This is a genomic window from Streptomyces albireticuli, assembly GCF_021228125.1.
Taxonomy (GTDB): Bacteria; Actinomycetota; Actinomycetes; order Streptomycetales; family Streptomycetaceae; genus Streptomyces; species Streptomyces albireticuli.
The window spans coordinates 288,292-300,521 of the sequence record NZ_JAJQQS010000004.1 but is presented as its reverse complement, the minus strand read 5'-3'; the positions used below and the strand labels follow the sequence as shown (position 1 = coordinate 300,521).

Below are 12,230 nucleotides of genomic sequence, written 5' to 3'. Positions count from 1 at the left end.
GTGCTTTCCTGGGGGCTGGCCGGGGCGAGCCCGGTCATTCGCGGGTCAGTTCCGCCTCCGCGGCGGCGAGCGCGGCGAACTCCTCCTCCGGCGCGCTCGCCACCAGCCGGTGCCGGCTGTAGAAGCCGAAGTAGCAGGCGGCGAGGGCGTACACGCCCAGGGCGATGAACGCGGCGGTGACGTCCACCAGGAACGTCGCCACGAGCGCCGCGCAGGCCAGCGCGAGCGCCACGGCCGAGGTCAGCACGCCGCCCGGGGTGCGGTACGGGCGGGACAGGTGCGGTTCGCGCCGCCGCAGCACGATGTGGGACAGCGACATCAGCGCGTACGAGATGGTGGCGCCGAACACCGCGACGTTCAGCATCCGCGCGCCGTCGCCGGTCGCCGCGGCCAGCCCGAAGCCGAGCGCGCCGGGCACCAGCAGTCCGAGGTAGGGCGCCTTGCGGCGGCTGGTGAGGGAGAGGAAGCGGGGGAGGTAGCCGGCCCGGGAGAGTGCGAACAGCTGCCGGGAGCCGGCGTAGATGAGGGAGAAGAAGGAGGCCACGAGGCCCGCCAGGCCCGCGTAGTTGACGATCCGGCCGAGCGTGGTGGGCCGTCCGTCGCTCTGGAGCGCGGCGACGAGGGGGTTGCCCGCGTCCTTCATGGCGTCCGCGCCGCCCGCGCCGGTGGCCGCGAGGAAGGTCAGCAGGGCGAGGACGAGCAGGATGCCCATGGAGGTGGCCATGGCCTTCGGCAGGGTCCGCGCCGGATCCCTGGTCTCCTCGGCCGCCAGCGGGACGCCCTCGACGCCGAGGAAGAACCACATGCCGAACGGGAACGACGCCCAGATGCCCAGCAGCCCGAACGGTAGCCACGACGAGGAGCCGAAGGCGTCCCGGTCGACCGGGATGTCCTGCAGCCGGCCCGCGTCGAAGTCGGTGAGGGCACCCGCCGCGAAGATCAGCAGCGCGGCGACCGCGACCCCGGTCACCACGAAGCTGAACCGCAGCGCCTCGCCCACGCCCCACAGGTGGATGCCGATGAAGAGGACGAAGCAGGCGAGGTACACCGGCCAGGAGGAGGTGAGCCCGAACAGGCCCAGGGACTCCACGTAGTCGCCGATGAAGAGCGAGATCGCCGCGGGGGCCAGGACGTACTCGATGAGGATCGCGGTGCCGGTGAGGAAACCGCCCCAGGTGCCGAGGGCCCGGCGCGCGAAGCCGTAGCCGCCGCCCGCCGTGGGCAGCACGGAGGCCATCTCGGCGAGCGCGAAGACCATACAGGTGTACATCAGCCCCATCAGCACCGCGGCGACGGCGAGACCGCCGAAACCCCCGTGCGCCAGGCCGAAGTTCCAGCCGGAGAAGTCGCCGGAGACGACATACGCCACGCCGAGACCGGTGAGCAGCAGCGGTCCCGCACTGCCCCGTCGCAGCGTCCGCTTCTCCAGATAGGCGTCCTCGGGGGAGCGGGGCGTGGGCGGTGCGTCGGGGATCTCCGTACGGTCGGGCATGGGGCCGCTCCTGCCTCGCGAGGGGTAAAGGTTGTGCGGCATACCTTTGCCAGGCGGATATGGCCGAAGCAACCCTCTTGCGTAAAAGACTTGTTACTTGTGATCTCCGCCCGCGCGCCGTCCGTCCGCCCCTCGCACCCCGCCGCGCCCGGCTACGAGAGGAAGCCCCGCAGCAGCGCCGCCGTACCCGAGCAGTGCTCGCGCATGACCTCGCGCGCGGCGCTCGCGTCCCCGGCCAGCACCGCCCCCACCAGCGAGGTGTGCTGCGCCTGTGAATGCTCCAAGTTACGCACGAGCAGGGGGATGCAGTCCAGTAGATCGTTCACGGTCGCCCGGACGGCGGCGTACTGCGTGGTGAGCGTGGGGGAGCCGGAGAGCTCCATCAGCGTCAGGTGGAACCGGGTGTCCACCCGCCGGTATTCGGCCAACGGGGCGTCGTGCGTGGCGTCCAGGGCCGCTCGCAGCCGCGCCGCGCCCTCCTCGTCCAGGCCGTGCGCCGCGCACAGACCGGCCGCGCCGACCTCCAGCACCTCACGGAAGCGGAGGGTGTCCTCCACGTCCACCTCCGCGACCCTGCGCCGCAGTTCGTCCGTGCCCGCCGCGGCCGCCGTCGTGCGGGCGCACACGAACGTCCCGCCGTAACGGCCCCGCCTGCTCTCCACCAGCCCCTGGTCCTGGAGCACCTTGAGCACCTCGCGCAGCGTCACCCGGCTTATTCGCAGCCGCCCGGCCAATTCCCGCTCGGCGGGCAGCCGTTCCCCCGCCGGCACCAGGCCGAGGCGGACGATCTGGAGTATCTGCTCCAGCGCCTCCTCGAAGCCGCTGCCCACGCGGACCGGTCGCAGCACCGGCGCCAGCCGGTCCGTCGAACTCCCGTCCATCGTGACCCCTTCCCAATCAATGGTCTACGGGCCTACCTTAAGACCTCCGGTCACACCGACAGGAGGCTTCACTGTGGCAGACCGCACGCCCCCGCTCAGCGTCGACGAGCTCCGCGCTCTGGTCGACAGCGGGGAGATCGACACTGTCGTCCTCGCCTTCACCGACATGCAGGGCAGGCTCCAGGGAAAGCGGTTCGCCGCCAGGTTCTTCCTCGACGACGCGCTCGAACACGGCACGGAGGGCTGCAACTACCTCCTCGCCGTGGACACCGACATGAACACCGTCGACGGCTACGCCATGTCGTCCTGGGAGCGCGGCTACGGCGACTTCGCCATGCGCCCCGACCTCGGCACGCTGCGCCGCACCCCCTGGAACCCCGGCACCGCCCTCGTCACCGCCGACCTCGCCTGGCACGACGGCGGCCCCGTCCTCGCCTCGCCCCGGCAGATACTCAGGCGCCAGCTCGACCGCCTCGCCGAGCGCGGCTGGCGCGCCTACGCCGGCACCGAGCTGGAGTTCATGGTCTTCAAGGACACCTATGAGGACGCCTGGAACCGCGGCTACCGCGGCATGACCCCGGCCAACCAGTACAACGTGGACTACTCCGTCCTCGGCACCGGCCGCGTCGAACCCCTGCTGCGCCGCATCCGCAACGAGATGGGCGCCGCCGGGATGACCGTCGAGTCCGCGAAGGGCGAGTGCAACCTCGGCCAGCACGAGATCGCCTTCCGCTACGACGAGGCGCTGACCACCTGCGACCAGCACTCCGTCTACAAGACGGGAGCCAAGGAGATCGCCGCCCAGGAGGGCTCGGCGCTCACCTTCATGGCCAAGTACGACGAGCGCGAGGGCAACTCCTGCCACATCCACCTCTCGCTGCGCGACGAGGCCGGCCGGCCCGTCCTCGCCGACGACGAGGGCCCGTACGGCATGTCGAAGACCATGCGGCACTTCCTCGCCGGACAGCTCGCCGCCCTGCGCGACTTCACCCTCCTCTACGCCCCGAACATCAACTCCTACAAGCGGTTCCGCCCCGGCTCCTTCGCCCCCACCGCCGTCGCCTGGGGGCCCGACAACCGCACCTGCGCCCTGCGCGTCGTCGGCCGCGGCCACGCCCACCGCTTCGAGAACCGGCTGCCCGGCGGCGATGTGAACCCCTACCTCGCCGTCGCCGGCATGGTCGCCGCGGGCCTCCACGGCGTCGAGCACGAGCTGGAACTGCCCGACGCCTGCACCGGCAACGCCTACGCCGGCGACGCCGCGCACGTGCCGGCGACCCTGCGCGAGGCCGCCGACCTGTGGGAGGCCAGCCCCGTGGCCCGCGCCGCCTTCGGCGACGAGGTCGTGGAGCACTACCTCCACATGGCGCGCGTCGAGCAGGAGGCGTACGACACCGCCGTCACGGACTGGGAGCGCTTCCGCTCCTTCGAGCGCATGTAAGGGAACGTCTTGTACGAGCACCACATCCTCAACCCGGCGACCGAGGAGCACCTCGCCACCGTCCCGGACGCCACCCCGCGGGACGTCGACGCCGCCGTCGCGCGCGCCACCGCGGCGCAGCGGAGCTGGGCGGCCCTCGCCCCCGGCGACCGCGCCCGGCAGCTGCGCCGCTTCGCCGCCGCCGTCGACGCGCACCTGGAGGAGCTGGCCCTGCTGGAGGTCGCCGAGGCAGGTCACCCCCTCGGCAACGCCCGCTGGGAGGCCGGCAACGTCCGCGACCTCCTGGACTACGCCGCCGGGGGAGCGGAGCGGCTCAACGGCGCCCAGATCCCCGTCGCCGGCGGGCTGAACGTCACCTTCCACGAACCCCTCGGCGTCGTCGCCGTCATCGCCCCGTGGAACTTCCCGCTGCCCATCGCCGGCTGGGGCCTCGCCCCCGCCCTCGCCGCGGGCAACGCCGTCCTGCTCAAGCCCGCCGAGACCACCCCGCTCACCGCCCTCCGGCTGGCCGAACTCGCCCTCGCCGCCGGGCTGCCCGAGGGCCTCTTCCAGGTCCTGCCCGGCGCCGGCCCCGTCGTGGGCGGCGCGCTCGTCGAGCACCCCGGCGTCGCCAAGGTCGTCTTCACCGGCTCCACCGCCGTCGGCAAGCAGATCATGGCGAGCTGCGCCGAGCGGGTGAAGCGGGTGACCCTCGAACTCGGCGGCAAGAGCCCCAACATCGTCTTCGCCGACGCCGACGTCGAGGCCGCCGCGGCCGCCGCCCCCGGCTCCTTCCTCGACAACACCGGCCAGGACTGCTGCGCCCGCAGCCGGATCCTCGTCCAGCGGGACGTCTACGACCGCTTCATGGAGCTCCTGGAACCGGCCGTCAAGGACTTCACGGTCGGCGATCCCACCGACCCGGCCACCCGGATGGGCCCGCTGATCTCCGCCGCGCACCGTGAGCGCGTACGGTCCTACGTCCCCGAGTCCGCCCCCGCCGCCATCCGCGGCGAGGTACCGGCCGGCAAGGGCTTCTGGTACCCGGCGACCGTCCTGGAGGGCACCCCGGAGGACCGTGTCGCCACCGAGGAGATCTTCGGCCCCGTCGCCGTGGTCATCCCCTTCGAGGACGAGGCGGACGCCGTGCGGATCGCCGACGCCACCGACTACGGCCTGTCCGGCTCGATCTGGACCCGCGACGTGGGCCGCGCCCTGCGGGTCTCCCGCGCCGTCTCCGCGGGCAACCTCTCCGTCAACTCCCACAGCAGCGTCCGCTACTGGACCCCGTTCGGCGGCTTCAAGCAGTCCGGCCTCGGCCGCGAACTGGGCCCCGACGCGCTGACCGCCTTCACCGACACCAAGAACGTGTTCATCAGCACAGAGGAGCGCAAGTGACCGACCAGACCCCCGTGTGCCGCCGACTCGTCGGCCGTACCGCCGTCATCACGGGCGCCGGCAGCGGCATCGGCCTGGCCACGGCCCGCCGCCTCGCCTCCGAGGGCGCGAACGTCGTCTGCGCCGACATCGACGACACGGCCGGCAAGGCCGCCGCCGAAGAGGTCGGCGGGCTCTTCGTCAAGGTCGACGTCACCGACCCCGAGCAGGTCGAGGCGCTCTTCAAGACCGCCTTCGACACCTACGGCTCCGTCGACGTCGCCTTCAACAACGCGGGCATCTCCCCGCCGGACGACGACTCCATCCTCACCACCGGCCTCGACGCCTGGAAGCGCGTCCAGGAGGTCAACCTCACCTCCGTCTTCCTCTGCTGCAAGGCGGCGCTGCCCTACATGCGGCGCCAGGGCAAGGGCTCCATCATCAACACCGCCTCCTTCGTCGCCGTGATGGGCGCCGCCACCTCGCAGATCAGCTACACCGCCTCCAAGGGCGGCGTCCTCGCCATGTCCCGCGAGCTCGGCGTGCAGTTCGCCCGCGAAGGCATCCGCGTCAACGCCCTCTGCCCCGGGCCGGTGAACACGCCCCTGCTCAAGGAGCTCTTCGCCAAGGACCCGGAGCGCGCCGCCCGCCGCCTGGTGCACGTGCCCGTCGGCCGGTTCGCCGAGCCCGAGGAGATGGCCGCCGCGGTCGCCTTCCTCGCCAGCGACGACTCCTCCTTCGTCAACGCCGCCGAGTTCCTCGTCGACGGTGGCATCGCGGGCGCCTATGTGACCCCTGTGTAAGGTCCATGATCAAGCGCCGGGGCGGGCCACCCGCCGGCCCCGGCGCGTCCTGCCCTCCCTCGCACGTAAGAGAACGCATGCGCAAGAAGCCCGCCATCGTCGTCGGCCTCCTGGCCGCCGCGGCCCTCGCCACCACGGTCCCCGCCACCGCCGCCCCGGCCCACGACGCGTCCCGCGCGAAGTGCCCCCAGCTCGACAAGAGCCTCACCTGGTCCGGTGACAACCGCGCCAAGCTCCAGAAGATGATCGACGAGCGGGGCACCTGCTCCGGCAAGGGCGGCCCCCGCCCCGTCGCCGCCTTCGACTGGGACAACACCGTCGTCAAGAACGACATCACGGACGCCACGCTCGCCTGGGCCCTCAAGCACGACAAGATCCTCCGGCCCAAGAGCTGGCGGGACACCAGCGCCTGGCTCACCCCGGCCGCCGACAAGGCCCTCACCAAGGCCTGCGGCACCGAGGTGCGCGTCGGCCGCCCGCTGCCCACCTCGAAGAACGCCGCCTGCGCCGACGAGATCTTCGAGATCCGCGAGAAGTCGCAGACCATGGCCGGCGAGGCGGCCTTCGCCGGTGACTGGAACCACCGCCGCACGGTGCCCGCGTACGCCTGGATCCCCCAGCTCTTCGCCGGCCGCACCCCGGACCAGCTCACCTCCTTCGCGAAGAAGGCGCGCGCCGAGCAGCTCGCCGCGCCGGTCGGCACCAAGCAGACCGTCGGCACCCACACCCTGGCCGGCTACGTCCGCTACTACGACCAGCAGAAGGACCTGATCCGCACCCTCAAGGCGGCCGGCTTCGACGTCTACATCGTCTCCGCCTCCTCCGAGCCCATCGCCGAGGCGTGGTCCAGCGGCGTGGGCCTCGACCGCGAGCACACCATCGGCATCCGCAGCGTCACCAAGCACGGGCGCCTCACCACCCAGATCAAGGGCTGCGGCGGCGTCGAGACCGGCCGGGGCGACGCGCTGCCCTACATGGACGGCAAGCGCTGCATGATCAACCAGGAGATCTTCAAGATCAAGGGTGCCAAGGCCTGGCAGAAGCAGGACTTCGCGCACCGCATCGCCCTCGGCGCGGGTGACGCGGACACCGACGTCACGTTCGTCAACGACGCCACCGGCGCGCACGTGGCCATCAACCGCAACAAGTCCGAGCTGATGTGCCGCGCCTTCGACGACGCGGACGGCCGCTGGGTCGCCAACCCGATGTTCATCGAGCCGATGCCGCGCAAGTCCGGCGCGTACCCGTGCGCGACGACGGGCGCTACGGCCGAGGACGGCTCGAAGACGCCGGTCCGCCGTGCCGACGGCTCGGTCATCCCGGACCAGCTCGACCGGGTCTGACCCGGCGACGGGAGCCGGCGGGCATCGGTGCCGCCGGCTCCCGGGGTGAGGGTCAGCCGAACGCCTGTCCCTCACCCCGGTAGGTGGGGACCGTCCCCACCACCCGGTCGCCGTCGACGAGGTGCAGCGCCGCGAAGCGCTCGCACAGCTCGCCGGCCTTCGCGTGCCGGAACCACACCTTGTCGCCCACCAGCAGATCGTCGGCGGGCGGCCCGACCAGCGGGGTCTGCACCTCGCCCGCGCCCTCCCGCCCGTCGAGCCGCAGCCCGGCCGGCAGCCAGGGCCGCGGCAGCCGGTCCCGGCCCGCCGCCCCCGACGCCGGATAGCCGCCGCCCGCCACCGTCACCACGCCCGTGCCGGGGCGGCGCACCACCGGCAGCGCGAACAGCGCCGCCGGACGGGCCCGGAACGACGTGTAGTGGTCGAACAGCCGGGGCGCGAACAGCCCCGACCCGGCGGCGACCTCCGTCACCGCCGCCTCCGCCGCGGTGTGCTGCACACTGCCCGTGCCGCCACCGTTGACGAACTCCAGCTCCGCCACGGCCCGTACGGCCCGCACCGCCTCGGCCCGGCGCACCGCCAGCTCCCGGCGGGCCGCCGTCTGGAGCAGCCGCACGGCACCGGAACGCACCGGCCGGCCCGCGACCGCGTCCGCCACACCCGCCACATGCGCCTCGTACGCCATCAGCCCCACCACCCGGAAGCCGGGCCGCCGCTCCACCAGCCGCGCCAGCTCCGCCAGCCCCGCCGGGGAGTGCACCGGCGAGCGCAGCGCCCCTATCCGCACCCGCCCGCCCAGCAGCCGCAGCGAGGTGTCCAACTCCAGGCAGACCCGGACCTCTTCCCGGCCCGCGCGCGCCGCGTCGATCAGCGTCAGCTGGGCCGGGTCGTCCACCATGACCGTGACCGCCGCCGCCACCTTCGGATCCGACGTCAGCTCGGCGAACGCCGCCCGGTCGGCCGACGGGTACGCCAGCAGGACGTCCTCGAACCCCGCGCGCGCCAGCCACACCGACTCCGCGAGCGAATGGCTCATCACCCCCGAGAACCCGTCCCGCTCCAGCACCCGCTCCAACAGCGCCCGGCAGCGCACCGACTTGCTGGCCACCCGGACGGGCTTGCCCCGCGCCCGCCGCACCAGGTCACCGGCGTTGGCGTCGAACGCCCCGACGTCCACCACGGCCAGCGGCGCGTCGAGGGAGGCGGTGGCCCGGTCGTAGCGGGCCCGGTCAGCGGTACGAGCGGGAGGAGCCGGCATGGCCGCAGCCTGCCAGACCACCTTGCCGCCCGGTAGGGGCCGGACGCGGAGAACGCGGCCGTCCGGCCGGACCGGATGGTCTTCGACACCGCCCGCCCCGTAAAGTGACGGGCACGCCGTGGGCCGTGCGCCACGGCGTGATGTCCGGATACGAACCGGCCTGTCCCGAAAGGGCGATCGGGCCCGGCGCGCCAGCTCGCGAGGGAGAGCGCAGGTTGAGCACCGAAGCGGACCCCAGGCCGCCGTCGGCTCCCACGCTGGCCGCGCGGCGGCCGTCCGTACCCGCGCAGGCGCTTCCCGTGCACCCGCCGCGCACGGCACCGCTGCCCCCCACCCTCTTCCCCGGACCGGGCGGCCCCACCACCCCCGAACCCGACCCCGCGCCGACGGCCGCCCGCGCCCGCGGCCCCGTCCGCACCGTCGCCGCGGCCGTGTGCCTCGTCCTCGGCGTCGGCCTGATCGGCGGCGCCGTGGCGGGCGGCCGGCTCGCGGAGGCACCCGGCCGGAGCACCGCCGCCGAACGGAACTTCGCGGAGGGCCGCACCCTGTGGCGCACCGTCCCCGTCGACGAGCTCTTCCCCCGCTCCGTGCGCGGCGCCGGCGCGGGCCCCGGCGGCGCGGACCGCCGCTGGACACGCGTCGGCGTCGCCCCCGACGGCGACTGCGCCGGAGCCTTCGACGCGCCGCTGGCCCGCGCCCTCGCTCCGGCGGGCTGCGCCCGCCTGCTGCGGGCCACGTACACCGACGCCACGTCCACCACCGTCACCACGGTCGGCCTGCTCGTCACGGCCGCCGACGAGGCCGGCATGCGCGCCCTGCGCACCCGCTTCACCACCGAACGGCTCGCCGAGCGCACCGATCTGATGCCCCGCCCGTACGCGCCGCCCGGCACCGTCGCCGAACGCTTCGGCGACGCACAGCGCGTCAGCTGGCACATCGGCGTCCTCGTCGACGCCCCCGCCGTCGTCTACGCCGTCACGGGCTTCGCCGACGGCCGCGCGGACATGCCCCCGCAGCCCGCCGCGCAGGCCGTCGCCCACGGCGCGACCACCGCCCCGGCCCAGGCCGGCCTCGGCCACGACGCGTCCGCGCTGGCCGAACGGATGGAAACGGCCCTGCGCCGGGCGCTGCGCGCGGCGGCCCGCGAGGACGAGCGATGAGGCGGCCGCCACGCCCCGCCCCGCGGGGCGCCCCCGCGCGCGGCGCGGCGCGGCGGCTCCCGCGCACCGCCGCCGCGCTCGCCGCCGGTTTCGTCCTCACCGTCCTGCCCGCCGGGACCTCGGCGGCCGACGGCATACGGGTACAGGAGTGGGCCCTCGACGCCCTGCACACCGAGGAGGCCTGGCGGACCACCAAGGGCGCGGGCGTGACCGTCGCCGTCCTCGACACCGGGGTCGACGACGGACACCCCGACCTGCGGGGGCAGGTGCTGCCCGGCAAGGACCTCATCGGCTTCGGCGCCGGACCGGGCGACCGGGCCTGGGCCCGGCACGGCACCGCGATGGCGGGCATCATCGCCGGCCGCGGCCACGGCGAGGGCCGTGCCGACGGGGTACTCGGCGTCGCCCCCGAGGCGAAGATCCTCCCGGTCCGGGTGATCCTGGAGGACGGCGACCCGGCCCGCCCCAAGGCCCGCGGCGCGCGCGGTTCCGCCCTCGCCGACGGCATCCGCTGGGCCGCCGACCACGGCGCCGACGTCATCAACCTGTCCCTCGGCGACGACAGCGCCACCGCGCATCCCGAGCCCCGCGAGGACGCCGCCGTCCAGTACGCCCTCGACAAGGGCGCCGTCGTCGTCGCCTCCGCCGGCAACGGCGGCGAGCAGGGCGACCACGTCTCCTACCCGGCGGCCTACCCCGGCGTGATCGCGGTCACCGCCGTCGACCGCTACGGCAACCGCGCCCCGTTCTCCACCCGCCGCTGGTACGCGGCGGTCAGCGCCCCCGGCGTCGACGTCGTCATCGCGGACCCGGACCGCCGCTACTACGAGGGCTGGGGCACGAGCGCCGCTTCGGCCTTCGTCTCCGGGGCGGTGGCGCTGGTCCGCGCGGCCCACCCCGGGCTGACCCCCGCCCAGGTCCGCGAGCTGCTCGTGACCACGGCCCGGGACACGCCACCGGGCGGACGGAGCGACGCGCTCGGCTCCGGGGTCGTCGACCCGGCCGCGGCGATCGCCCGCGGCCCGGATCCCGTGCGGGAGCCGCGCCCGTACACGGCCCGGTACTTCGGGGCGGGGCCCCATGACCGACGGCGGTCGGAGGACGGCGGTGTGCCGACGGTCGCCCTGGCGGGGGGAGTCTTGCTGCTCGTGGCCGCGGTGGTTCTTTGGCGGAGACCGTCGCTTCGGTGACGGCCTTGTGCCGGGTGCGGGGCCCGTGCCGGGCGGTTCTTCTTCGCCGGGTGCGGCGCCATCTCCCGCTGCGCGGGGCGGGTCCGCTGCGCGGGGCTTTCAGGTCGGTGCCGGGCCGGAGGGGTGGTTGCCGGGCTGCTTCGCTTTACGCCCGGCAACCACCCCTCCGGCCCGTCCCCTCCTGCGGGTGGGTGGGGGAAAGGCGTAGGGGTTGAGCCGCACTTGTCGGCTGACGGTGACCACGGCTGTTTTTCACCACCCACTCACGGGAGGTGGGGGGCCGCAGCGGGTCCTTTCGGGACGTAAAGCGAAGCAGTCCCGAAAGGACCCGCGGAGGCCCACCGCCGCACCGGTGAACGCCCCGCGCACCGGTGAACGCCCCGCGCAGCGGGAACGCCCGCGCAGCGGGAAACGGCGCCGCACCCGGCATCGAACAGCCCCCCGGCAGGGGAAAAGGCGGCTCACCCGACGAGGGACAACCGCCCAAAGAACCCCGCATCCCCGGCCGGTAGGCTCAAACCGTGCTGAAGAACATTCCGGATCCCGGTTTCTCCGACGACAACGGCTCGGCCGACCCCGCCCTCGCCCAAGCCCTCGCCTCCTGGGCCGCGGACCCGGCCGCCGAGGGGCGCGTGCTCGCCGCGCTGCCCGGTGCGCGGCTGCTCGTGCCCGTGGTGGCCGTGCTCGGCGAGGTGGAGACCGGGCCCGACGGGCTGAAGCGCGAGAAGACCAGCGACATGGCCGTGCCGACGCTCCAGGCGCCCGACGGGCGCAAGGCGCTGCCGGCGTTCACGTCGATCGAGACGCTGGCGCGCTGGCGCGCGGACGCGCGCCCCGTGGCCGTGCCGCTGCACCAGGCGCTCCAGGCGGCCGCGCACGAGAAGGCGGACACGATCGTCCTGGACATGGCGGGTCCGGTGCCGTTCCAGCTGACCGGCCCGGCGCTGCTGGCGCTGGCCGAGGGGCGGGGGAGCGCCGACCCTCTCGCCGACCCGGCGGTCGCGGACGCGCTGCGCGCGGTGCTGGCCGCGGAGCCGGGCGTGCTGCGGGCGTATCTCGGCCCCGCGCGGGACTCCGACGGGACGCTGGCGCTGGCGCTCGTGGAGGACGCGCGGCAGGAGACGGTGCGGCGGGTCGCGACGGCGCTGGCGGCGGACGACGTGCTGCGGGCGCGGCTGGTCAGGGGCCTGGACATGGCCCTGCTCCCGGCGGGGGCGGCGCTCCCGGGGGAGCCGCTCTTCACGCGCTGAGCCCACCGGCCGACAGGCGGGCACCCGGGGATCGTCCGACAATGCGAAGACAGTCC

10 protein-coding genes are annotated in these 12,230 nt (G+C 74.2%); 7 read left to right on the top strand and 3 right to left on the bottom strand.

Features of this window, described 5'->3' with window-relative positions; translation table 11 throughout:
* Positions 1-34: 34 nt before the first annotated feature.
* Both eat and LUZ64_RS09720 read right to left on the bottom strand, forming a co-directional pair.
* Positions 35-1,492 carry an ethanolamine permease gene (gene eat, locus LUZ64_RS09725; RefSeq protein ID WP_095578574.1) on the bottom strand — a complete coding sequence of 486 codons (1,458 nt, stop codon included), beginning with the start codon at positions 1,490-1,492 and terminating at the stop codon, positions 35-37.
* A gap of 152 nt (positions 1,493-1,644) precedes the next feature.
* Entirely contained in the window at positions 1,645-2,373 is a 729-nt protein-coding gene (locus tag LUZ64_RS09720) for a FadR/GntR family transcriptional regulator (RefSeq protein WP_095578575.1), read from the bottom strand.
* 73 nt (positions 2,374-2,446) lie between these two features.
* On the opposite strand from LUZ64_RS09720, the gene LUZ64_RS09715 reads away from it, so the two are divergent.
* The 4 genes from LUZ64_RS09715 to LUZ64_RS09700 all read left to right on the top strand — a co-directional run bounded on the left by LUZ64_RS09715 (position 2,447) and on the right by LUZ64_RS09700 (position 7,316).
* Entirely contained in the window at positions 2,447-3,814 is a 1,368-nt protein-coding gene (locus tag LUZ64_RS09715) for a glutamine synthetase family protein (RefSeq protein ID WP_095578576.1), read from the top strand.
* Positions 3,815-3,823: 9 nt separating this feature from the next.
* Positions 3,824-5,191, top strand: a complete 1,368-nt coding sequence (locus tag LUZ64_RS09710; RefSeq protein ID WP_095578577.1) for an aldehyde dehydrogenase family protein — start codon at positions 3,824-3,826, stop codon at positions 5,189-5,191.
* Positions 5,188-5,973, top strand: coding sequence for a 3-oxoacyl-ACP reductase (locus LUZ64_RS09705; protein ID WP_095578578.1), 786 nt, complete (start codon positions 5,188-5,190; stop codon positions 5,971-5,973). The genes LUZ64_RS09710 and LUZ64_RS09705 overlap by 4 nt, the downstream gene beginning before the upstream one ends.
* Positions 5,974-6,050: 77 nt before the next feature.
* Positions 6,051-7,316 carry an HAD family hydrolase gene (locus LUZ64_RS09700; RefSeq protein ID WP_095578579.1) on the top strand — a complete coding sequence of 422 codons (1,266 nt, stop codon included), beginning with the start codon at positions 6,051-6,053 and terminating at the stop codon, positions 7,314-7,316.
* Positions 7,317-7,368: 52 nt separating this feature from the next.
* Here the strand turns inward: LUZ64_RS09700 and LUZ64_RS09695 are convergent, their stop codons facing one another.
* Complete coding sequence (locus tag LUZ64_RS09695) at positions 7,369-8,574, bottom strand: amino acid deaminase/aldolase (RefSeq protein ID WP_232390397.1); 1,206 nt, start codon at positions 8,572-8,574, stop codon at positions 7,369-7,371.
* 215 nt (positions 8,575-8,789) lie between these two features.
* Here LUZ64_RS09695 and LUZ64_RS09690 point away from each other — a divergent pair, with 215 nt between their 5' ends.
* The 3 genes from LUZ64_RS09690 to LUZ64_RS09680 all read left to right on the top strand — a co-directional run bounded on the left by LUZ64_RS09690 (position 8,790) and on the right by LUZ64_RS09680 (position 12,174).
* The gene (locus tag LUZ64_RS09690; protein WP_232390396.1) at positions 8,790-9,734 is read left to right on the top strand and encodes a hypothetical protein; all 945 of its coding nucleotides are present in this window, start codon (positions 8,790-8,792) and stop codon (positions 9,732-9,734) included.
* A complete protein-coding gene (gene mycP / locus LUZ64_RS09685) occupies positions 9,731-10,924 on the top strand; it encodes a type VII secretion-associated serine protease mycosin (protein WP_232390395.1) in 1,194 nt (397 codons plus the stop codon). Before LUZ64_RS09690 ends, mycP begins: the two co-directional genes overlap by 4 nt.
* Before the next feature lie 521 nt (positions 10,925-11,445).
* Positions 11,446-12,174: an SseB family protein gene (locus LUZ64_RS09680; protein WP_095579910.1), complete on the top strand. Its 729-nt coding sequence runs from the start codon at positions 11,446-11,448 to the stop codon at positions 12,172-12,174.
* Positions 12,175-12,230: the final 56 nt, after the last annotated feature.